Below are 25,943 nucleotides of genomic sequence, written 5' to 3' on the forward strand. Positions count from 1 at the left end.
ATCCCCATCGTCTCCACCCTCACCGGCCAGGCGGCAGAAGCAGACGACCTCACCACCCCGGAGTACTGGACGCGCCAGCTCCGCGAAGCAGTCCGTTTCCACCCCGCCATCGAGCAGCTCAACGCCACCTTCATCGAACTCGGCCCCGACAGCACCCTCACCACACTCACCCGCTCCACCACCGACGCCACAGCCATCTCCCTCCTCCACCCGCGCAGGCCCGAAGACCACACCCTCCTCACCGCCCTCGCCACCGCCCACACCAGCGGTGTTTCCGTCGACTGGACCACCCTCTTCACCCCCCACCACCCCACCACCATCGACCTCCCCACCTACCCTTTCCAGCGCCACCCCTACTGGATCAACAAGCCGACCGCTTCCGGCAACGCCCGCCGCTTCGGTCTGAACGGCGCCGACCACCCCATGCTCGCCGCCGCCCTCGAACTACCCACCGGCGACGGACACCTCTTCACCGGCCGTCTCTCCCTCAACGAACTCCCCTGGCTCTCCGATCACGTCGTTCTGGGCGCCACGGTCGTCCCCGGCACGGCCCTGCTCGACCTCGCCCTGCACGTCGCTCACCGCACCGATACACCGCACATCGATGAGCTGACGCTCCAGAGCCCCCTCGTTCTCGTCGAGGGTCACGCCGTGCAGCTGCACGTCACGGTCGGCCCCCGCAGTGATGCCGGGACGACGCGCCCTGTCTCCATCCACTCCCGCCCGTACGACACGGCCGGCCTCGACGGCGAAGCAGCCCCCTGGACTCTCCATGCGACGGGGGTCCTCACCTCCACACCCGCCGAACAGCACCCCACCCCCCTCACCACCTGGCCCCCCACCAACGCCACACCCCTCGACACCACCCACCTCTACGAACACCTCAACAACCTCGGACTCACCTACGGCCCCACCTTCCAAGGACTCACCACCGCCTGGCAGCACGACAACCACCTCTACGCCGAAATCCACCTCCCCGACACCACCGACACCACCGGCTACGGCATCCACCCCGCCCTCCTCGACGCCGCCCTCCACACCACCGCACTCACCACCACCCTCACCACCGACAACGCGCCCCAACTGCCCTTCTCCTGGACCGGCGTCACCACGGTCACGGACGGGAGCCTCCAGAACGTCAGGACCCTGCGTGTCCACTTGTCGACGAGTACGGGGAACGGGACGTCGCTGCGGATCGCCGACGGCACGGGCGCACCCCTCGCGGTGGTCACATCGCTGGTGAGCCGCCCCGTCAACGCGGAGCAGTTCGGGGCGCAGGCTCAGCTTCGCCGCAAGGCGCTGTACGAGGTCGAGTGGGCGCCCTTCGCGGAGCCGTCCGGCGCACGGCCTGAAGCCGCCACGTGGGCGGTGCTCGGGGACACCTCACTGGTGGGCATCGAAAACACCGGCACCCCGGACCTCGCGGAGCTGCGACGCGCCATCGATGCCGGTGCCCCGGCCCCGGACGTGCTGTTCGCCTCCTTCACCTCGCGGGAAGGGGCCGGTGGCGTCGTAGAGGAGGTGCATCGGCTCACGGCTCGGGCGCTCAGCCTGACGCAGGAGTTCCTTGCCGACGGTGCATGGGCGTCCACGCGGCTGGTCTTCGTGACGCGGCGTGCGGTGGCGGTGCCGGAGGATGAGGGGCTGGACGATCTCGGGGCCGCGCCGCTGTGGGGGCTGATTCGATCGGCCCAGTCGGAGCAGCCCGGCCGGTTCGGCCTGATCGACGTTGACGAGGGCGGCTACGACGGAGACCAACTGGCCTCTCTGGTGTTCGCGGACGAGGCACAGCTGGTCCGGCGCGGCGAACGGTGGTTCGTGCCGCGGCTGGTCCGGGCGACGGTGGAGGAGAGCGGCGCATCGACTGTCCAGCTGAGTCCGGACAGCACGGTGTTGGTCACGGGCGGTACGGGCACGCTCGGCGCGGCCGTCGCCCGTCACTTCGTCACGCGGCACGGCGTACGACATTTGCTGCTCGCCAGCAGGAGGGGACTCGAGGCCGAGGGCGCCGCCGAACTCCGTGATGATTTGGTTGAGTTGGGCACCAGCGTCACGATCGCCGCCTGCGACACCAGCGATCCCGACCAGCTCGCGGACCTCCTCGCCGACATCCCGGCGGAACACCCCCTCACCGCCGTCATCCACACCGCCGGGATCACCGACGACGCCACGCTGACCAGCCTCACCCCCGATCAGTTGCGCACCGTCCTCCAACCCAAGGTCGACGCCGCCTGGAACCTGCACCAGCAGACCCAGCACCTCGACCTCGCCGCCTTCGTCCTGTACTCCTCCGCCGCCGGAATCCTCGGCAACCCCGGACAGGCCAACTACGCCGCCGCCAACACCTTCCTCGACACCCTCGCCCACCACCGCCACACCCAAGGACTCCCCGCCACCAGCCTCGCCTGGGGACCCTGGGCGGAAACCAGTACCATCACCGCCACCCTCGACACCACCAACCGCGCCCGACTCAACCGCAACGGGATGCTCTCCCTGCCGACGGACCAGGCGCTCGACCTCCTCGACGCGGCGCTGGCCGACGTCCGCCCGCACCTCGTACCGGCGTTGCTCGACACGGCGGTACTGCGCGCCCGAGCCGACCAGCTGCCCGCGCTCTTCCGTCAGCTCGTCCCCGCCCGTGCCCGGACCGACGCATCGGCCTCCCGGTGGGCGGCACGGCTGGCCGCACTCAGCACGGACGAGCAGCAGCGGACGGTCCTCGATCTCATCACCACAACCACGGCCACCGCGCTCGGCCATGCGCACAACCACCCGGTCGACGAGCAGCAGAGCTTCCAGTCCCTCGGCCTCGACTCCCTCACCGCCGTCGAACTGCGCAACCGGCTCACTGCGGCAACCGGCCTACGCCTGCCCGCCACCCTCGTCTTCGACCACCCGACCCCCCACGCCCTCGCCGCACACCTTCACACGCAACTCACCGCTGTCCAGGGCACATCAGCACGACCGTCAGGTGTCAGCGCACCCGGCACACGCGCGTACAGCGAGGACGAGCCGATCGTCATCGTGGGCATGGCCTGTCGCTACCCGGGCGGCGTGACATCCCCCGAAGAGCTCTGGCGACTGGTCGCCGAAGGTACCGACGCCATCACCACCTTCCCCACCACTCGCGGCTGGGACCTCGACACCCTCTACAACCCCGACCCCGACCACACCGGCACCAGCTACACCCGCCACGGCGGCTTCCTCCACGACGCCCACCACTTCGACCCCGACTTCTTCGGCATGAGCCCCCGCGAAGCCCTCGCCACCGACCCCCAGCAACGCCTCCTCCTGGAAACCGCCTGGGAAACACTGGAACGCGCCGGCCTGGACCCACAGTCCCTGCGCGGCAGCCGCACCGGCGTCTTCACCGGCATCATGTACGGCGACTACGGCAGCCGCTTCCACCACGACATCCCCAAGGGGTTCGAGGGATACCTGGGAACCGGCAGCTCCTACAGCGTGGCCTCCGGCCGCCTCGCCTACGCCTTCGGTCTTGAAGGCCCCGCGGTGAGCGTCGACACCGCCTGCTCCTCCTCGTTGGTGGCGCTGCACCTGGCCGCCCAGGCACTACGCAACGGCGAGTGCGATCTCGCGCTCGCGGGCGGCGTCACCGTCATGGCCACCCCCTCCACCTTCATCGAGTTCAGCCGCCAACGCGGACTCTCCCCCGACGGCCGCTGCAAGCCCTTCGCGGCCGCGGCCGACGGCACCGGCTGGAGCGAAGGCATCGGCCTCCTCCTCGTTGAACGCCTCTCCGACGCCCAACACCACGGCCACCACATACTCGCCGTCCTCCGAGGCAGCGCCGTCAACCAGGACGGCGCCAGCAACGGCCTCACCGCCCCCAACGGACCCTCCCAGCAACGCGTCATCAGGGCGGCCCTCGACAGCGCCCAACTGACCCCCGACGAGGTCGACGCGGTCGAGGCACACGGCACCGGCACGACTCTCGGCGACCCGATCGAAGCACAAGCCCTGCTCGCCACCTACGGCCAGAACCGCAACCCCGAACAGCCCCTGTGGCTCGGCTCCATCAAATCCAACATCGGCCACACCCAAGCGGCTGCAGGCGTCGCCGGCATCATCAAAATGATCCAAGCCATGCACCACGGGGTTCTGCCTCAGACCCTCCACGCCGACGAACCCTCACCTCACATCGACTGGACCACCGGAGCCGTAACACTCCTCCACCAGCAACAACCCTGGCCCGACACCGGACGCCCCCGCAGGGCCGCCGTCTCCTCGTTCGGCATCAGCGGGACCAACGCGCACATCATCCTGGAACAGGCGCCCGCTCAGGAAACGCCGACACGGGTCCCGCAAAGCGGGCCGACGGCCTGGGTCCTGTCCGCCAAGAGCGAGGACGCACTGCGGGAACAGGCCGCACGGCTACGGGAGTTGGCGAACGGCGACCTCCCCCTCACGGACGTCGGGTTCTCCCTCGCCACCACGCGGGCGCATCTGGAGCAGCGGGCCGCCGTCGTAGCCGAGGACCGGGACGACTTCCTGGCCGGACTCCAAGCACTGGTCGACGGGGACGAGCATCCCCATCTCGTACGAGGATCAGCTGCCGGTGCAGGCAAGACCGCGTTCCTGTTCGCGGGGCAGGGAAGCCAACGCCTGGGTATGGGTCGGGAGTTGTACGACAGCCAGCCCGTGTTCGCCCAAGCCCTCGACGAGGTCTGCGCACTGCTCGACCCGCACCTCGACACGCCTCTGCAGCAGGTCATGTGGGCCGAGGAAGGAAGCGAACAGGCAGCCCTGCTGGAAGACACCCTCTACACGCAGCCCGCCCTCTTCGCCCTGGAGACCGCCCTCTTCCGCCTCCTCCAGCACTTCGGCGTCACGCCCCACTACCTGATCGGGCACTCCATCGGCGAAATCACGGCCGCTCATGTGGCCGGCATCCTCGGCCTTGCCGATGCCTGCACCCTCGTCGCCGCCCGCGCCCGCCTGCTGCACCAACTCCCCTCCGGTGGCGCCATGACCGCCCTCCAAGCCACCGAAACAGAAGTACTCGCCGCACTGCAAGGCCACGACGGCGTCGCCATCGCCGCACTCAACACCCCCAACAGCACCGTCATCTCCGGCGACACCGACACCGTCACACGCATCGCGACCTCATTCGCCGAACAAGGCCGGAAGGTCACACCGCTCCACGTCAGCCACGCCTTCCACTCCCCCCACCTCGACCCCATCCTCGACGAGTTCCGCACGGTCGCCCAGACCTTGACCTATCACCAGCCCCGCATCCCCATCATCTCCACCCTCACCGGAGAAGCAGCCGGACCCGACGACCTCACCACCCCCGACTACTGGGTGCGACAGCTCCGCGAAGCGGTCCGCTTCCACCCCGCCATCGGCACACTCAACGCCACCACCCTCATCGAACTCGGCCCCGACACGACCCTCGCCGCTCTCGCGCGTTCCGTGACAGACGCCACCGCCGTCTCGCTCCTGCATCCCGACAAGCCCGAGGTCCGCACCCTCCTCACCGCGCTGGCCACCGCTCACACCCACGGGACACGCGTCGACTGGACCGCTGTCTATGGTCCTCACCACCCCACCCCTGTCGCCCTCCCCACCTACCCCTTCCAACACCACCCCTACTGGCTCCACCACACCCCGACCACCACCAACCCGTCCCGGATGGGTCAGACTCCGACGACGCACCCCGTGCTGGCCGCAGCCGTCGAACTACCGGGTGGGGCCCATGTGTTCACCGGCCGCCTCGCTCTCGAAAGCCACCCCTGGCTGGTGGACCACAGCCTCCACGGCACGACGATCGTTCCCGGCACCGCGCTTCTCGACCTCGTGCTGCACGCCGCCGAGCACACGGGCAGCCGGCACGTCGAAGAGCTCACCCTGCACAGTCCGCTCGTATTGGCGGATGAAACGGCCCTTCGACTCCGCCTCACCATCGAGCCGGACGGCGAAAGCGCGGACACGGTTCCGGCACCCCGTCAGCAGCTGACCCTCCACTCGCAGGCCGACGATGCCGCCCCCGGCACCGAATGGAGTCTGCACGCGACGGGTGTCCTCACCTCCACACCCGCCGAACAGCACCCCACCCCCCTCACCACCTGGCCCCCCACCAACGCCACACCCCTCGACACCACCCACCTCTACGAACACCTCAACAACCTCGGACTCACCTACGGCCCCACCTTCCAAGGACTCACCACCGCCTGGCAGAACAACAACCACCTCTACGCCGAAATCCACCTCCCCGACACCACCGACACCACCGGCTACGGCATCCACCCCGCCCTCCTCGACGCCGCCCTCCACACCACCGCACTCACCACCGACGACGGGGGCACGGCACGCGTCCCGTTCTCGTGGAGCGACGTCACCCTGCACGCCACGGGGGCAACTGGCCTGAGGGTCCGCCTGACGCCGTCCGGGACCAGCGCCGTCACTCTGGAACTCGCGGACCAGAACGGCATCCCCGTAGCGACGATCGGGTCCCTGGCCACACGTGCTCTGGCCCCCAGGGAGATCGGCGCATCGGCCGCCCTCCCCAACTCCCTTTTCCGGCTGACCTGGGATCCGATCACTCAGCCGACGTCCGCGTCCCCGACACGGTGGGCTGTATTCGGCGTGGGCGGAGGCGAGTTGGCGAGCGCCCTCGGCGGCGATCAGGCACCGGTGCCCGTGTACACACAGCTCGCGGACCTGATCCATGCCGTCGAAGCGGGCGAGCCGACGCCCACTGTGATCGCCCTGCCCTGCATGGGCGGCGGCAGCGCTGCCGACCCCGTCACGAACACACATGAGGTGGCTGAGCGCGTACTGGTCGCGATGCAGGAGTTCCTCACGGCGGATGTGCTCCAGGCCTCCCAGCTGGTCGTCGTGACCCGCGCGGCCACGGCCGTGTCGGACGAGGAGGAGGTCCAAGACCTTCCCGCAGCGGCCGTGCACGGCCTGGTCCGCGCCGCCCAGTCCGAGAATCCGGACCGTATCGTCCTGCTGGACACCGACGGCCTGGACGCCTCGACCGCCCAACTCCAGGCGGCCATGACAGCCGGGGAGCCCCAATTGGCGCTGCGCGACGGCGCCCTCCTGGCTCCACGCCTGACGCACGCCGACATTCCCGCCGGCTCCCGCCCGCTCGACCCCGACGGGACCGTCCTGATCACCGGCGGAACCGGCACCCTCGGCGCCCTCACCGCCCGCCACCTCATCACCCACCACAACGCCCACCACCTCCTCCTCACCAGCAGGAGCGGCTCGAACGCCCCCGGCGCCACCCAACTCGAAGCGAACCTCACGGAGTTGGGCGCCCAGGTCACCATCACCGCCTGCGACACCAGCAACCCCGACCAACTCGCGGACCTCCTCGCCCGCATCCCGGCGGAACACCCGCTGACCGCCGTCATCCACACCGCCGGCATCACCGACGACGCCACCCTCACCACCCTCACCCCCCACCAGCTCCACACTGTCCTGCAGCCCAAGGTCGACGCCGCCTGGCACCTCCACCAGCAGACCCAGCACCTCGACCTGGCCGCCTTCGTCCTCTACTCCTCCGCCGCAGGCGTCCTCGGCAACCCCGGACAAGCCAACTACGCCGCCGCCAACACCTTCCTCGACACCCTCGCCCACCACCGCCACACCCAAGGACTCCCCGCCACCAGCCTCGCCTGGGGACTCTGGGCGGAGACCAGCACCATCACCGCCACCCTCAACCCCGACCACCAAACCCGACTCAACCGCAGCGGCATCCGCCCCCTCCCCACCCACCAAGCCCTCACCCACCTCGACACCGCACTCACCACCCGACACCCCCACCTCGTGCCGATGGGTCTTGATCTGCGGGCGCTGCGCGACATCGCCGACGGCGGTCTGCTCCCCTCCATGCTGAGCAAGCTCGTGAAGCCGTCCACCCGTCGCAGCGCGCAGCCCGGGAACTCCGACGCGATGCTCCGGCAGCTGGTGTCGCTCAACGGGGCGGAGCGGGACGTGTTCCTGCTCGACCTGGTGCGTACGCACATCGCGCACGTCCTCGGCCATGCCACTCCCCTACTGGTCGACCCGGACAAGGGACTCCTCGACATGGGCTTCGACTCGCTCACCGCCGTGGAACTCCGCAATCGTGTGAACGCGGCGACAGGACTCCGGCTCCCGCCCACGCTCGTCTTCGACTACCCGACAGCGAAGGCGCTCGCTGGACATCTGCGTGCGGAACTCGCCCCCAATGACGGACTCGGCCTCGTGGACGAGAGCGGTCAGGTGGACGACACGACCATGCGCCGGGTCATCAACTCCATTCCCGTGTCACGGATTCGGGAGGCCGGACTCATTCAGGCCCTGCTGCGGCTCGCCGACGGCACGGGCGAGAACGAGGCCGAGTCTCAGGGCGAACAGCAGCAAGACCTCATCAAATCCGCGGACGTCGACGACCTCATCCGGCTGGCGCTCGGCGACGACAGCGCATGACCCGGCCGGACAGCGTGAGTGAGGAACCCATGACGGTGACACCCCCCGAGAAGATCGTCGAGGCGCTTCGAGCATCCTTGCTGGAGAACGAACGGCTCCGGCAGGAGAACCAGCGGACCACTGAGAAGGCCCGCGAGCCGATCGCCATCGTGGGCATGGCCTGCCGCTACCCGGGCGGCGTGACGTCCCCCGAAGAGCTCTGGCGACTGGTCGCCGAAGGTACCGACGCCATCACCACCTTCCCCACCACTCGCGGCTGGGACCTGGACGCCCTCTACGACCCCGACCCCGACCACCCCGGCACCAGCTACGCCCGCCACGGCGGCTTTCTCCACGACGCGCACGAGTTCGACGCCGATTTCTTCGGCATGAGCCCCCGCGAAGCCCTCGCCACCGACCCCCAGCAGCGCCTTCTGCTGGAAGCCGCGTGGGAGACCATCGAACGCGCCGGCCTCGACCCCCAATCCCTGCGCGGCAGCCGCACCGGCGTCTTCACCGGCATCATGTACGGCGACTACGGCAGCCGTCTCTACCATCACGTGCCGCAGGACTTCGAGGGACAGATCGGCATCGGGACCTCCGCGAGCGTGGCGTCCGGCCGTGTCGCCTACACCCTGGGCCTGGAGGGGCCGGCCGTCACCATCGACACCGCCTGCTCCTCCTCACTCGTGGCCCTGCACCTAGCGGCCCAGGCACTGCGCAACGGCGAATGCGACCTCGCCCTCGCCGGCGGCGTCACCGTCATGGCCACGCCGTCCACCTTCATCGAATTCAGCCGCCAACGCGGACTCTCGGCGGACGGCCGCTGCAAGCCCTTCGCAGCAGCCGCCGACGGCACCGGCTGGAGCGAAGGCATCGGCCTCCTCCTCGTCGAACGCCTCTCCGACGCCCAACACCACGGCCACCACATACTCGCCGTCCTCCGAGGCAGCGCCAGCAATCAGGACGGCGCCAGCAGCCAGCTCACCGCGCCCAACGGCCCCTCGCAGCAGCGGGTCATCCGCGCGGCGCTGGACAACGCGCGCCTCACACCGGACGAGGTCGATGTCGTCGAGGCCCACGGCACCGGCACCGGCCTGGGCGATCCGATCGAAGCACAGGCCCTCCTCGCCACCTACGGCCGGAACCGCGACCCCGAACAGCCCCTGTGGCTCGGCTCCATCAAATCCAACATCGGCCACACCCAGGCCGCCGCGGGCGTCGCCGGCATCATCAAGATGGTCGAGGCCATGCGTCACGGGACGCTTCCCCAGACCCTGCACGTCGACGCACCCACCCCCCACGTCGACTGGTCGGCGGGCGCGGTCTCCCTGCTCACCGAGGCCCGTCCCTGGCCGCAAGCGGGACGGCCGCGCAGGGCCGCCGTGTCCTCCTTCGGCATCAGCGGCACCAACGCCCACGTCATCCTGGAACAAGCCCCGGACCAGGAAGCCGACGCACCAGTACCGGGGACAATCGGCGGCCCGTTGGCCTGGATACTCTCGGCCAAGACCGAGGACGCGCTACGCGAACAGGCCGCACGCCTACGGGACTTGGCGGACGGCGACCTCGGGCTCGCGGACATCGGATTCTCCCTCGCCACCACGCGGGCGCACCTGGAACGCCGTGCCGCCGTCGTAGCCGAGGACCGAGCAGACTTCCTGGCGGGCCTCACCTCATTGGCAACGGGCGCCGACCACGACTACCTCATCCGAGGGACCACCGTCGGATCAGGCAAAACGGCATTCCTGTTCGCGGGGCAGGGCAGCCAACGCTTGGGCATGGGACGGGAGTTGTACGACAGCCAACCCGTTTTCGCCCAAGCCCTGGACGAGGTCTGCGCCCTGCTCGACCCGCACCTCGACATGCCCCTCCGCCAGGTTATGTGGGCCGAGGAAGGAAGCGAACAGGCGGCCCTGCTGGAAGACACCCTGTACACCCAGCCCGCCCTATTCGCCCTGGAGACCGCCCTCTTCCGCCTCCTCCAGCACTTCGGCGTCACACCCCACTACCTGGTCGGCCACTCCATCGGCGAATTCACGGCCGCCCATGTGGCCGGCATCCTCAGCCTTGCCGATGCCTGCACCCTCGTCGCCGCCCGCGCCCGCCTCCTCCACGACCTCCCGACCGGCGGCGCCATGACCGCCCTCCAAGCCACCGAAACAGAAGTACTCACCGCACTCGAAGGCCACGACGGCGTCACCATCGCCGCCCTCAACACCCCCAACAGCACAGTCATCTCCGGCGACGCCGACGCGGTCGCCCAGATCGCGGCCGTATTCGCCGAGCAGGGCCGGAAGGCAACACCGCTCCACGTCAGCCACGCCTTCCACTCGCCCCACCTCGACCCCATCCTCGACGAGTTCCGCGCAGTCGCCGCAACCCTCACCTACCACCAACCCCGCATCCCTGTGGTCTCGACCCTCACTGGAGAGATCGCCGGACCCGACGACCTCACCACCCCCGAGTACTGGACCCGCCAACTCCGCGAAGCAGTCCGCTTCCACCCCGCCATCGACCACCTCAACGCCACCACCTACATCGAACTCGGCCCCGACACCACCCTCACCACACTCACCCACACCACCACCGACGCCACAGCCATCCCCCTCCTCCACCCCCACAAACCCGAAGACCACACCCTCCTCACCGCACTCGCCACCGCCCACACCAGCGGTATTCCCGTCAACTGGACCACGATCTACACCCCCCACCACCCCACCCCCATCGACCTCCCCACCTACCCCTTCCAACACCACCCCTACTGGCTCCACCACACCCCCACCCCCACCAACGCCACCCACCTCGGCCAAACCCCCACCACCCACCCCCTCCTCCCCGCCACCACCGAACTCCCCAACAACACCCACCTCTTCACCGGCCGCCTCTCCCTCAACGACCACCCCTGGATCGCCGACCACACCCTCCACGGCACAACCGTCCTGCCCTCCTCAGCCCAGGTGGACCTCGCCCTGTACGCGGCCCACCACACCGGCAACACCGGCGTCCGGGACCTGACCCTCCACGCCCCCCTGACCCTCGCAGAAGGCGCGGCCCTACGTCTCCGCGTCACGGTCGAAGCAGCCGATGAGGACGCGCCGGCCAGCCTCACCCTCGACGCGCAGCCGGAGTCGGACCCGCAGTCCGCCTGGGTCACCCATGCCACCGCCACCCTCGATCCGACGCCTCCGAAGGCCCAGGACGAGCAATCGTTCCCGGAGAGCTGGCCCCCGCAGGGAGCCCGCAGCCTCGCCGTGGACGACCTCTACGAGGATCTCGCGGACGCCGGCCTCACGTACGGGCCGGTCTTCCAGGGGGTCCGGGGCCTGTGGCAGCACGGTGACATCGTCTACGCGGAGGTGGATCTCCCCGAAGAGCCGACGTCGGCCAACGGTGTCTCGGACGGATTCGGCATCCACCCGGCCCTCCTCGACGCCGCGCTCCACCCGGCACTCCGCACCCAAGGAGCCGACGGACGCACCGCCCTGCACTGGTCAGGTATCTCGCTGCATGCCGAAGCCGGCTCAGTCCTACGAGTACGGCTGACCCGGGCCACCGACGACACCGTCGCTGTCGACCTCGCCGACGACGCAGGCGACCTGGTGCTGACAGCCGCGTCTGTCCGGCTCGGCCCCCTCCCCGACTCCTTGGCCGACGCCGGTCCGCGCCCCGACGCGATGGCCGATGCCCTCTTCCGCCTGGACTGGAAGCAGACCGAACCGGAGCGCGGAGATCGCGGTGCCGGTGCGTGGGGTGTGCTCGGAGAGGACGCCCTCGGTCTGCGCGCCGCTCTGGAGACGGCCGGTGATGTCGGCATCGGCACCTATACCGACATGAAGGATCTGCTCACGGCGCTCGACGACGTCGTACCGCAATCGGTCGTGATGCCCTGCGTCAGTCCGGAGACCGACGACGCCGCCGAGGCCGCGCACACGCTCGCCGAACGCGTCCTCACCGTCCTACAGTCCTGGCTGGCCGAGCCTCGTCTGGCCGCTTCCCGACTGGTTGTCCTCACACGAGGAGCCGTTACCGCCACCGACGCCGACGCCGACGCCGACGGGCTGTGCGACCTGGGCGCGGCAGCGGTGTGGGGCCTGCTGCGGAGCGCGCAGTCCGAGAATCCGGAGCAGTTCCAGCTTGTCGACACCGACGAGACCGACGCCTCCCTCATGGCTGTCGCCGCCGCCATCGACAGCGGTGAGCCACAGATCGCCCTCCGCCAGGGGAAGGTGCTGACCCCGCACCTGACGAGGCAATCGGACCCGAAGATCACGGAGGCCGCCAACTCCCGCCCCCTCGACCCGGACGGCACCGTCCTGATCACCGGCGGAACCGGCACCCTCGGCGCCCTCACCGCCCGCCACCTCATCACCCACCACAACGCCCACCACCTCCTCCTCACCAGCAGAAGCGGACCCAACGCCCCCGGCGCCACCCAACTCCAAGCGGACCTCACTGACTTGGGAGCCCAAGTCACCATCACCGCCTGCGACACCAGCAACCCCGACCAACTCGCGGACCTCCTCGCCGACATCCCGTCGGAACACCCTCTCACCGCCGTCGTCCACACCGCCGGCATCACCGACGACGCCACCCTGACCACCCTCACCACCCACCAGCTCCACACCGTCCTCCAACCCAAGGTCGACGCCGCCTGGCACCTCCACCAGCAGACCCAGTACCTCGACCTGGCCGCCTTCGTCCTGTACTCCTCCGCCGCCGGCACCTTCGGCAACCCCGGACAAGCCAACTACGCCGCCGCCAACACCTTCCTCGACACCCTCGCCCACCACCGCCACACCCAAGGACTCCCCGCCACCAGCCTCGCCTGGGGACTCTGGGCGGAGACCAGCACCATCACCGCCACCCTCCACCCCGACCACCACCAGACCTTGGGCGCCGCTGGTGTCACCCCCCTCCCCACGGACCAGGCGCTCGCCCTCTTCGACGCGGCGCTCGCCAGTGGTCGGCCGCAGCTCACCCCGATCGGTCTCGACCTGCGGGCGCTGCGCACCGCCGCCGAGGCCGGGGTTCTTCCCGCACCGCTGCGCGCGCTCGTCGAACGGTCGGCGCCGCGCAGGCGCGGCCGTGCGGAGCCGACGTTGGCGCGGCGCCTCGCCGGTCTTTCCGAAGAGGAGCAGTCCGCGCTGCTAGTCGAGCTGGTGCGCACGCACGCCGCCGCCGTGCTCGGGCACGCCTCGGGGGATGCCATCGCCGCTCAACGGGCGTTCCAGGAGCTGGGGTTCGACTCGCTGGCGGCGGTGAAACTACGCAATCAGCTCAACACCGTCACCGGGCTGCGGCTCCCCATGACCGTGATCTTCGACCATCCCAATGTCGCCGCCCTGGCGAACCGGCTGCACAGGGAACTCCGTGTCGGCGGCTCCGCCCCGAGCGCCGCGCTCGCCGAGCTGGAGCGGTTCGAGGCGACCGTTCTGTCGCTGTCCCCCGACAGCGATCTGCGTCCCGGGCTCGCCGCCCGTCTGCGCGCGCTGCTCTGGAAGCTCGACGCGGACCCGCACACCGCGACCCGGCAGGCCCCCGAGGACGACCTCGGGTCGGCCTCGGACGACGAGCTCTTCAGCGTGCTGGACAACGAACTCGGCATCGCGCGCACCCACGACTGACAGCGACCCCTGCCCAGGAGGCGGCCTTCTCATGAACGAAGACAAGCTCCGCGATTACCTCAGGCGCGCGACCGCGGATCTGCGTCAGGTCAATCAGCGGCTGCAGGAGGTCGAGGCCAAGAGCCGGGAGCCCATCGCCATCGTGAGCATGGCGTGCCGGTTCCCCGGGGACGTGCGCTCTCCGGAGGACCTGTGGCGGCTGCTCACCTCCGGGGCGGACGCCCTGTCGGGTTTCCCGGTCAGCAGGGGCTGGGACACGGAGGCGCTCTTCGACGCCGATCCCGCGCGGTCCGGGAAGACGTATGTGAGCGAGGGCGGATTCGTCGAGGACGCCCATGAGTTCGACGCGGAGTTCTTCAACATCAATCCGCGCGAGGCGCTCGCGATGGACCCGCAGCAGCGCCTGCTGCTGGAGACATCCTGGGAGGTCTTCGAACGCGCCGGTATCGATCCCGAGTCGCTGCGGGGCAGCCGGACGGCGGTGTTCGCGGGTACCAATGGCCAGGACTACACGCGGGGGCTGCTGTCAGGCACCGAGAACGTGGAGGGTTATCTCGCCACGGGTGTTTCCGCGAGCGTGGCGTCGGGGCGTATCTCGTATGTGTTCGGTCTTGAGGGGCCGGCCCTGACGGTCGACACGGCCTGCTCGTCGTCGCTGGTGGCCCTGCATCTGGCCGCTCAGGCGCTGCGCAACGGCGAGTGCGATCTCGCGCTCGCGGGCGGTGCCACGGTCATGGCCACCCCGTCGATCTTCATCGAGTTCAGCCGGCAGCGCGGTCTCGCGCCCGACGGCCGTTGCAAGCCCTTCGCGGCGGCGGCCGACGGCACGGGCTGGGGCGAGGGTGTCGGCCTGCTCCTCGTGGAGCGGCTCTCGGACGCCCGGCGCAACGGTCACCGCGTTCTGGCGGTGCTGCGGGGTTCCGCCGTCAATCAGGACGGGGCCAGCAACGGCCTCACCGCACCCAACGGGCCCTCCCAGCGGCGGGTCATCCGCGCGGCTCTCGACAACGCCCGGCTGACCTCCGACCAGGTCGACGCCGTCGAGGCCCATGGCACCGGCACCACACTCGGCGACCCCATCGAGGCGGAGGCGCTGCTGGCCACCTATGGCCAGGGGCGCGTTCCGGAGCGGCCGCTGTGGCTGGGCTCCATCAAGTCGAACATCGGTCACACGCAGGCCGCCGCGGGCGTGGCCGGCATCATCAAAATGGTCGAGGCGATACGGCGCGGTGTGCTGCCGCGCACCCTGCACGTCGACGAGCCCACCCCTCATGTCGACTGGTCGGCCGGTGGGGTCTCCCTTCTCACCGAGGCGCGCCCCTGGCCGGAGACCGGGCAGCCGCGACGCGCCGGCGTGTCCTCTTTCGGGATCAGCGGCACCAACGCCCACATCATCCTGGAGCAGGCCCCGGCGGACGAGGAGCAGGCGGGTGCCCCGCTGGGTGGGCCGGTGGCGTGGGTGCTGTCCGCCAAGAGCGAGGGCGCGTTGCGGAAACAGGCCGCACAGGTACGGGAATTGGCGGGCGGCGATCTCCCGTCGGCGACCATCGCGTTCTCGCTGGCCACCACCCGCGCCCATCTGGACCGGCGGGCGGCCGTCGTGGCCGAGGACCGGGCCGACGTGCTCGCCGCCCTCGACGCCCTGGCCGCCGGCGCCGAGCATCCTCGGCTCGTACGCGGCGATGCCACCGCACCGGGCAGGATCGCGTTCCTCTTCGCCGGGCAGGGCAGCCAACGCCTCGGCATGGGACGCGAGTTGTACGAGAGCCACCCGGTGTTCGCCCAGGCCCTCGATGAGGTCTGCGCCCTGCTCGACCCGCACCTCGACACCCCTCTCCGTCAGGTCATGTGGGCCCAGGAAGGCACCGAACAGGCGGCCCTGCTGGCAGACACCCTCTACACGCAGCCCGCCCTCTTCGCGCTGGAGACCGCCCTCTTCCGGCTCCTGCGCCACCTCGGCGTCACCCCCCACCACCTCGCCGGACACTCCATCGGCGAGATCGCGGCCGCCCACGCCGCGGGAATCCTCACCCTGGAGGACGCCTGCACCCTGGTTGCCGCCCGCGCCCGCCTGCTGCACCGACTCCCGACCGGCGGCGCCATGGCCGCGCTCCAGGCCACCGAGAGCGAAGTCGAAGAAGCCCTTCAAGGTCACCCCGGCGTGACCGTCGCCGCTCTCAACACCCCTGACAGCACCGTCATCTCCGGCGACGCCGACGAGGTCGCGCGCATCGCGACCGCGTTCGCCGAACGGGGCCGGAAGACCACGTCACTCCATGTCAGCCACGCCTTCCACTCCCCCCACCTCGACCCGATCCTCGACGCCTTCCACGCCGTCGCCGCCACCCTCACCTACCGACGGCCCACCCTCCCCGTCGTCTCCACGCTCACCGGTCGTCTCGCCACAGGGGACGACCTCGTCACCGCCGAGTACTGGACCCGCCAACTCCGTGAAGCCGTCCGCTTCCACCCCGCCGTCAGCACCCTCGCGGAGCTCAACACCACCCTCTGCCTCGAACTCGGCCCCGACACCACCCTCACCGCACTCACCCGCACGACCACCGACGCCACGGCCATCCCCCTCCTCCACCCCGAGAAGCCCGAACAGCACACCCTCCTCACCGCCCTCGCCACCGCCCACACCCACGGCACCCCCGTCGACTGGGCCACCCTCTACGGGCCCGACCACCCCACCACGGACCTCCCCACCTACCCCTTCCAGCGCCACCCCTACTGGCTTCGCCACACCCCCACTCTCACCGACGCCACCGACGTCGGCCAGACGCCCTCCTCCCACCCGCTCCTCGGTGCCATCGCCGAACTCCCCAACGACATCCATCTGTTCACCGGCCGCGTCTCCCTCGGTGACCATCCCTGGCTCGCCGACCACACCCTCCAGGACACGGCGATCCTCCCCGGCACCGCCCTCCTCGACCTCGCCCTCCATGCCGCCGACCACACGGGCCACAACCACATCGAGGAGCTGACCCTCCACGCGCCGCTCGTCCTCCCCGACCAGGCGGCCGTACGGCTGCGGCTCACGGTCGAGCCGTCCGAGGACGCCGGGGAGGACGGTCCCGACCTGAGGCGCATCGCCGTGCACTCGCAGGCCGCGGGAGCCGAACCGGGTGCCGAGTGGACCCTGCACGCGACGGGCGTCCTGACCACCACACCCCCCGCACCCCCCGCCCCGCTCGGTGACACCTGGCCGCCGGCGGGAGCGACACCGCTGCCGACGGACGAGGTCTACCCCCGCTTCGCCGACCTCGGGCTGCCATACGGCCCCACGTTCCAAGGACTCGAAGCCGCCTGGCGACACGGCGACGACCTCTACGCCGAGGTCCGGCTCCCCGACGACACGGACACCACCGGCTACGGCATCCACCCCGCTCTCCTGGACGCCGCGCTGCACGCCACCGCCCTCTCCACGGACGACCCGTCCGGGCCCCGGCTGCCCTTCTCCTGGTCCGGGATCACCCTGCACGCGACGGGCGCCGACAGGGTGCGGGTCCGCCTCACCCCGCAGGGCCCCGACACCGTCTCCGTGACGGTGGCCGACGCCACCGGCGCCGGGGTGATCTCCGTCGACGCGCTGACCGTACGCGCCCTCGACGTGCAGCGGATGGCCGCATTGGGAAGCGGACGCCGGACCCATCCGTCGTACCGCGTCGACTGGACACCACTCGCCCTCGACGAGACCGGCCACAACGACCCGAGCATGACCAACGGTACTGACGAGAACGGCGGTTGGGCGGCTGTGGGTGACCTCCTGCCCGCACTCGCCGAAGCACCCGACGGACCCGCCTTCCAGCACGTGCCCGACCTGCCCTCCCTCCTGGGCGCGGCCGACGAGGCGCACCCGCTGCCGGGGACGGTCGTGGCGTGCCTGTGCTCCCCGGACGACCAGCCCGACCCGGCAGGGCGGGCGCACCGGCTCACCGAGGACCTGCACCGGCTGGTCACCGTCTGGCTGTCCGACGAGCGGACCGCCGCCTCCCGTCTGGTCGTGGTGACCGAGGGGGCGGTGGCCGTGCACGCCGGTGAGCGGGTGCGGGACGTGGCCGCGGCGACCGCGTGGGGGTTCCTGCGGGTGGCGCAGTCCGAGCAGCCCGGTCGCTTCGTGCTGATCGACGTCAACGGCACCGCTGACGCAGGGGCGTTGCTGGCGGGCGCGGTGGCCTTGGGCGAGCCGCAGGTGGCGTTGCGTGACGCGGGTGCGTTCGTTCCCCGGCTGGCCGTCGTCGACGGCAAGGGGGTGCTGGCTCCGCAGGGTGCCGGGGCGTGGCGCCTGGACGTCACCGAGGCGGGCACGGTGGAGAACCTGGCCCTGGTGCCGTACCCGGAGGCCGAGCAGCCGCTGGCCGAGGGACAGGTGCGGGTCGCGGTACGCGCGGCGGGGCTCAACTTCCGTGACGTGCTGATGACGTTGGGCATGTATCCGGGGCCCGTGGCCATCGGCAGCGAAGGCGCCGGCGTGGTTCTGGAGGTGGGTCCCGGGGTCGCGGATCTGCGTCCCGGTGACCGGGTGATGGGGTTGATGCAGGGGGCGATGGGGCCCGTGACCGTCGCCGACCGGCGGCTGCTGGCGCCGGTACCGGCCGGGTGGTCCTTCGCCGAGGCGGCATCGGTGCCGATCGTCTATCTGACGGCGTACTACGCCCTCGCCGACCTGGCGGAGCTGCGGGCCGGGCAGCGGCTGCTCGTTCACGCGGCGACCGGGGGTGTCGGCATGGCGGCGACCCAACTCGCCCGGCACTGGGGCGCGGAGGTGTTCGGCACGGCCAGCACTCCGAAGTGGCCGGTGATGCGTGCGCAGGGGTATGACGAGGCGCATCTGGCCAACTCCCGCACCCTCGACTTCGAGCGGGCCTTCCTGGACGCCACGGACGGCGCCGGCATGGATGTCGTCCTCGACTCGCTCGCCCAGGAGTTCGTGGACGCGTCGTTGCGGCTGCTGCCTCGCGGTGGGCGGTTCATCGAGATGGGCAAGACGGACGTACGCGACGCGGACGAGGTGGCCGCGCGCCATCCGGGGGTGCTGTACCGGGCGTTCGACATGATCGAGGCCGGTCCGCAGCGGATCGCCGACATGCTCGCGGATCTCGGGGAGTTGTTCGCCAAGGGGGTGCTGCGGCCGCTGCCCGTGACGGCGTTCGACGTGCGTCAGGCGCCGCAGGCGTTCCGGCTGATGGGTCAGGCCCGGCATGTCGGAAAGCTGGTGCTGACCGTGCCGCCGCCGCTGGACCCGGACGGCACGGTCCTCGTCACGGGCGGTACGGGCACGCTGGGCGCCGTCGCCGCCCGCCATCTCGTCACACGGCACGGCGTACGACACCTGCTGCTCGCCAGCAGGAGGGGACTTGGGGCCGAGGGCGCCGCCGAGCTACGCGATGAGCTCGCAGAGTTGGGCACCCGCGTCACGATCGCCGCCTGCGACACCAGCAACCCCGACCAACTCGCGGACCTCCTCGCCGACATCCCGTCGGAACACCCTCTCACCGCCGTCGTCCACACCGCCGGCATCACCGACGACGCCACCCTCACCACCCTCACCCCCCACCAGCTCCACACCGTCCTCCAACCCAAGGTCGACGCCGCCTGGCACCTCCACCAGCAGACCCAGCACCTCGACCTGGCCGCCTTCGTCCTCTACTCCTCCGCCGCCGGAATCCTCGGCAACCCCGGACAGGCCAACTACGCCGCCGCCAACACCTTCCTCGACACCCTCGCCCACCACCGCCACACCCAAGGACTCCCCGCCACCAGCCTCGCCTGGGGACCCTGGGCGGAAACCAGCACCATCACCGCCACCCTCGACACCACCAACCGCGCCCGACTCAACCGCAGCGGAATGATTCCGCTGGAGAGCGGGGAGGCGTGCGCGCTTCTGGACGCCGGGTGGGCCGGTGTCGAGGCGCTGGTGGTCGCGGCGCGGATCGACGCGGGGGCGCTGCGGGGCATGGCCGAGGCGCAGGCGTTGCCGCCGATGGCGCGCGGTCTGCTGCGGTCGGTTCCGCGGCGGGCGCGGGCCGGTGGGGCGGGCGGTACGGCGGAGCTGCGGGCGAAGCTCGCGGGGCGGGACGAGGCGGACCAGCGCCGGGTGCTGCTCGATCTGGTGCTGGGGCATGTCGGTGTCGTGCTGGGGCACGGTGACGCCGGGTCGCTCCATCCCGAACTGCCCTTCCAGTCCCTCGGTTTCGACTCGCTGACGGCGGTGGAGCTGCGCAACCGCCTGAATGTGGCGACGGGACTGCGGCTGCCCGCCACGCTGATCTTCGACCATCCGACGGCGTCCGCGCTGGCCTCGCATCTGTACGAGGAGGTGGCGGTGGCCGAGCCGGAGTCCCGGCGGGTCGTCGAGCGGCCGCGCGGGGACGTGGGGCCGGTGGACGAGCCGATCGTGATCGTGGGGATGGCGTGCCGGTATCCGGGTGGTGTCCGGTCCGCCGAGGACCTGTGGCGGCTGGTCGCCGACGGGCGGCACGGCATCTCGGGGCTGCCGACGGACCGCGGCTGGGATCTGGAGCGGCTCGTCGATCCGGATCCCGAGCGGTCGGGGACGACGTATGTCGACAAGGGCGGGTTCCTGGACGACGCGGACCTGTTCGACGCGGAGTTCTTCGGGATGAGTCCACGGGAGGCGCTGGCCACGGATCCGCAGCAGCGGATCCTGCTGGAGACGGCCTGGGAGACGCTGGAGCAGGCGGGTCTCGCGCCCGCGCGGCTGCGGGGCAGCAGGACCGGGGTGTTCGTGGGCATGTCGTCCCAGCACTACGCGGTGGGCGCGGAGCAGTCGTCGGGCGGGCTGGACGGCTATCTGCTGACGGGCACGACGACGAGTGTGGCGTCGGGCCGGGTGGCGTACGCGCTGGGCTTCGAGGGGCCGGCGATCACGGTGGACACGGCGTGCTCGTCGTCCTTGGTGGCGCTGCATCTGGCCGCGCAGGCACTGCGCAACGGAGAGTGCGATCTGGCGCTGGCCGGGGGTGTGGCGGTGATGGCGTCGCCGGGCATCTTCATCGAGTTCAGCCGGCAGCGCGGGCTTGCGCCCGACGGGCTGTGCAAGCCGTTCGCGGCGTGCGCGGACGGCACCGGGTGGGGTGAGGGGGTCGGTCTGCTGCTGGTGGAGCGGCTGTCGGACGCGCGGCGCAACGGGCATCAGGTGCTGGCGGTGCTGCGGGGGTCGGCCGTCAATCAGGACGGGGCCAGCAATGGGCTCACGGCGCCGAACGGGCCGTCGCAGCAGCGGGTGATCCGGGCGGCACTCGACGCCGCCGGACTGACGCCCGTGCAGGTGGACGCCGTCGAGGCGCATGGGACCGGCACCACGTTGGGCGACCCGATCGAGGCGCAGGCGCTGCTGGCGACGTACGGGCGGGAGCGGGACGCGGAGCGGCCGTTGTGGCTGGGGTCGATCAAGTCGAACATCGGTCATACGCAGGCCGCCGCGGGTGTCGCCGGTGTGATCAAGATGGTGGAGGCGATGCGGCGCGGGCTGCTGCCGCGCACGCTCCATGTCGACGCGCCGACGCCGCATGTCGACTGGGGTGCCGGGGCGGTCGAGCTGCTGGCGGAGGAGCGGCCCTGGCCCGAGACGGGTGAGCCGCGTCGTGCGGCCGTGTCCTCCTTCGGTATCAGCGGCACCAACGCTCATATCGTTCTGGAGCAGGCTCCGGCCGTGGACGCGGTGGAGCCCGCGGAGGGCGGGGACCGGGTGGAACCCGCCGAGAGCGGGGACCGGGTGGAGCCCGCGCAGGCCGGGGGCGGGGTCGTGGCGCTGCCGGTCTCGGGCGTCGGGGAGGGGGCGCTGCGCGCTCAGGCGCTGCGGCTGCGGGCGTGGCTGGAGGCGTCGCCGGAGGTCGCGCCCGTGGATGTGGCGCACGCGCTGGCCACGACCCGGTCGGTGTTCGCGCACCGGGCGGTGGTGGTCGGCCGGGATCGTACGGAGCTCCTGGACGGTCTGGCGGCGCTCGGCGCGGGTGAGGCCCGGCCGGGTCTGGTGGCGGGGGTGGCCGAACCGGCGCCGGGCCGGACGGTGTTCGTGTTTCCGGGGCAGGGCTCGCAGTGGGCGGGCATGGCCCTGGACCTGCTGGCGGGTTCGGAGGTGTTCGCGCGGCGGCTGCGGGAGTGCGCCGACGCGGTGGGCCGGTACGCGGACTGGGACGTCGTGGAGGTGCTGCGGCAGGCGCCGGGCGCGCCGGAGCTGGAGCGGGTGGACGTGGTGCAGCCGGTGCTGTTCGCGGTCATGGTGTCGCTGGCGGAGCTGTGGCGGTCGGCGGGTGTCGAGCCGGACGCGGTGATCGGGCACTCGCAGGGCGAGATCGCGGCGGCGCATGTCGCGGGCGCTCTGTCGCTCGATGACGCGGCCCGCGTGGTGACGTTGCGCAGCAGGGCGCTGCTGGCGCTGGCCGGCACGGGGGCGATGGCCGCGGTGCCGTTGCCCGCCCGGGAGGCGGAGCGGGAGCTGGAGCGGTGGCATGGCCGGGTGGGGGTCGCCACGGTCAACGGGCCGGCCGCCACGGTCGTGGCGGGCGATCCGGACGCGGTGCACACGCTGGTCGACGATTTGCGTGCCCGGGGGGTGCGGGCCCGTACGGTGCCCGTGGACTACGCGTCGCACTCGCCGCATGTCGAGGCGCTGCGCGAGGAGTTGCTGGAGGTCCTCGCCCCCGTCGAGCCGCGTCCGTCGCGGGTGCCGTTCTACTCGACCGTGACCGGTGGGCTGCTGGACACGGGAGCGCTCGACGCGGAGTACTGGTACCGGAATCTGCGGCAGACGGTGCGGTTCGGGGAGACGGTCCAGGCGTTGCTGGGAAGCGGTCACCGGCTGTTCGTGGAGGCGAGCCCGCATCCCATCCTGACGGTGGGTGTGCAGCAGGGTGTGGACGACGCGGATGTGCCGGCGACGGTGGTGGGAAGTCTGCGCCGGGAGCAGGACGGGCCGCGCGAGTTCATCACGGCACTGGCCGCGGCCCACGTGCACGGTGCGCCGGTGGAGTGGGCGCGGGTGCTGCCGGCGGCGTCCGGGCGCCGGGTGCCGATCCCGACGTACGCCTTCCAGCGGGAGCGCTACTGGCTCGAGCCGTCCCGGACCGCCGGTGACGTGGCGGGCGTGGGACTCACGGAGGGCGGGCACGCGCTGCTGGGCGCGGCCGTCGAGCTGGCCGGTGACGACGGCTGGGTGCTGACCGGGCGGGTGTCGCTGCGCACCCATCCGTGGCTGGCCGATCACGCGGTGCTCGGCACCGTGCTGCTGCCCGGAACGGCCCTGGCGGATCTGGTGCTGCATGCCGCGCGGCACGCCGGCTGTGAGCGGGTGGAGGATCTGACGCTGCTGGCCCCGCTGGTCCTCGCCGAGGACGACGGGGTGCGGTTGCAGGTGGTGGTCGGCGCGGCCGACCCGTCGGGCCGGCGTCCTGTCGCGGTGCACGCGCGGGCCGAGTCCGCCGATCGGCACGACGGGTGGACGCGGCACGCGACGGGTGTCCTGGCCGCTCCGGGCGCGACCGTGGCGCCGTCCGGGGAGCTGCGGGTGTGGCCGCCGGCGGGTGCGGAAGCGGTGGCGGTCGGCGAGGTGTACGACCGGTTCTCCGCGATGGGGCTGGACTACGGGCCGGCGTTCCAGGGCCTGCGGGCCGCGTGGCGGCGTGGCGCGGAGGTCTTCGCCGAGGTGGATCTGCCCGCCGACGCGGTGACCGACGGGTTCGCCGTGCATCCGGCGCTGCTCGACAGCGCGCTGCACGCGATGCTGCTCGGCGCCGGCGAGGCGGAGCCGGAGATCCGGCTGCCGTTCGCCTGGTCGGGTCTGTCGCTGCACGCGGTCGGGGCCAGGGCCCTGCGGGTGCGTCTCGCGCCGGCCGGCCCGGACGGGGCGGTGTCGGTGGAGGTGGCCGACGAGACGGGCGAGCCGGTCGCCTCCGTCGGGTCGCTCGGGTCGCGCCCGGTGACCGGGGAGCAGCTGGCGGCGCTGCGGACGGCGGCGCCCGGCGGCTCGCTGTTCCGGGTGGAGTGGCTGCCACGGCCGCTGCGCGGCGAGGAGATCACCGGGTGGGTGGCTCTGGACGACGGTACGGGCGTGACCCGGGACTGCCGGTACGCCGCCGTCACGCACGAGGGCATCGCCGCGCTGCGTGAGGCGCTGGACGCGGGCGGGGCCGTACCGCCGCTGGTGGTGGCGCCGTCGTGGCCGGACGGCACGGTCGACCCGGCGGAGGCGGCGCACGCGGCGGCGGAGTACCACCTGCGGCTGGTGCAGGACTGGCTGGCCGACGAGCGGCTGGCGAGCAGCCGGCTGGTGATGCTCACGCACGGCGGTGTCGCCTCCCCCGACAGCGAGGACACGGGCGCGCTCGCGGCGTCCGCGGTGTGGGGGCTCGTCCGCAGTCTGCAGGCCGAGCATCCGGGGCAGTTCGGGCTGCTCGACATCGATGACGACGAGGCGTCCCTGGCCGCCCTCGGCCGGGCGATGGCGGCCGACGAACCTCAAGGGGCGTTGCGGGGCGGCGAGTTCGTGGTGCCGTCGGTGAGCCGGGCGCCGCAGCGGGAGGAGAGCGCCGGCGCGCCGCCGGTGTTCGCCTCCGGGGGGACCGTGCTGGTCACGGGCGGGACGGGCACGCTGGGCGCGGTCGTGGCCCGGCATCTGGCCGCCGAGCACGGCGTACGGCATCTGCTGCTGGCGAGCAGGCGCGGCGAGGACGCCGAGGGCGCCGATCAACTGCGCACGGATCTGGCCGAGTTGGGCGCCGAGGTGACGTTCGCCGCCTGTGACGCGGCGGACCGGGAGCGGCTCGCGGAGGTGCTCGGCGCGATCCCGGCCGACCGGCCGCTGACCGGTGTGGTGCACGCGGCCGGGGTGATCGGCGATGCCACGATCGCCTCGCTCACGCCCGGCCTGCTGCACTCCGTGCTGCGTCCGAAGGTCGACGCGGCCTGGAATCTGCACGAGCTGACCGGGGACCTGGACCTGGACGCGTTCGTGCTGTTCTCCTCGACCACGGGTGTCCTGGGCAGTCCGGGCCAGGGCAACTACGCGGCCGCCAACGCCTTCCTGGACGCCCTCGCCGAGCACCGGCACGCGCTCGGCCTGCCCGCGACGGCGCTCGGCTGGGGCCTGTGGGCGCAGTCGAGCGGCATGACCGGGCACCTGGACGAGGCGGACGTGGGCCGGATGGCCCGCGGCGGGCTCGTGCCGCTCGCGACCGGCGAGGCACTCGCGCTGTTCGACACGGCGCTGGCCGCGGGAGCGGACGAGCCGGTGCTGCTGCCCGTGCGGCTCGACGCGCGGGGGCTGCGGGAGCGGGCGGCGGCGGGGCTGCTGCCGCCGGTGCTGCGCGGTCTCGTACGGGCGCCCGCGCGGCGGGGCGACGCGTCGGGGCCGTCGCTGGCGCAGCGGCTGACGGGGCTGGAGGAACGGGAGCAGCACCGTCTCGTCCTGGAGACGGTCCGCGGGCACATCGCCGCGGTGCTGGGGCACGCCTCGCCCCAGCAGGTCGACGCGGGGCGGCCGTTCCAGGAGCTGGGCTTCGACTCGCTGACCGCGGTCGAACTGCGCAACCGGCTCAGCCTGGTCACCGGGGTGCGGCTGCCCGCGACGGTCGTCTTCGACTTTCCGACCGCCGGTGCGCTGGCCGGGCATCTGCGCGACCTGCTGGCGCCGGCCGGGGCGGGCACCGTGGAGCACCTCATGGAGGAACTGGACCGGCTCGAAGAGGCCCTCGCGGCCCGGGACGGCGACGGCGACGCGGCCGTCGGGCGGCGGCTGCGCGCCCTGGCGGCGAAGTACGGCACCGGCCCGGGCGGCGCCGAGGCGGTCACCGAGCAGTTCGAGGAGGCGTCCGCGGAGGAGGTCCTGGACTTCATCGACCGAGAGCTGCGGCGCTGAGCGGCGCCGGC

At 71.6% G+C, this 25,943-nt stretch carries 3 protein-coding genes; all 3 read left to right on the forward strand.

The features are described 5' to 3' along the window. Positions 1–8,445 (forward strand): type I polyketide synthase (locus tag ACZ5NW_RS19600; protein WP_468745114.1); only part of this gene is annotated, 8,445 nt, incomplete at its 5' end. A 35-nt stretch (positions 8,446–8,480) separates the two neighbouring features. After that, a complete protein-coding gene (locus ACZ5NW_RS19605) occupies positions 8,481–14,051 on the forward strand; it encodes a type I polyketide synthase (RefSeq protein ID WP_468745624.1) in 5,571 nt (1,856 codons plus the stop codon). Positions 14,052–14,082: 31 nt separating this feature from the next. Next, complete coding sequence (locus ACZ5NW_RS19610) at positions 14,083–25,932, forward strand: SDR family NAD(P)-dependent oxidoreductase (RefSeq protein WP_468745115.1); 11,850 nt, start codon at positions 14,083–14,085, stop codon at positions 25,930–25,932. The last annotated feature ends 11 nt before the right edge of the window (positions 25,933–25,943 follow it).

The sequence above is a fragment of the Streptomyces sp. NPDC032126 genome (genome assembly GCF_055580085.1).

What these genes read in the sequence shown, in the direction of transcription:
- ACZ5NW_RS19610 (WP_468745115.1), top strand. Translation starts at nt 14,083, where the DNA reads ATGAACGAAGACAAGCTCCGCGATTACCTCAGGCGCGCGACCGCGGAT.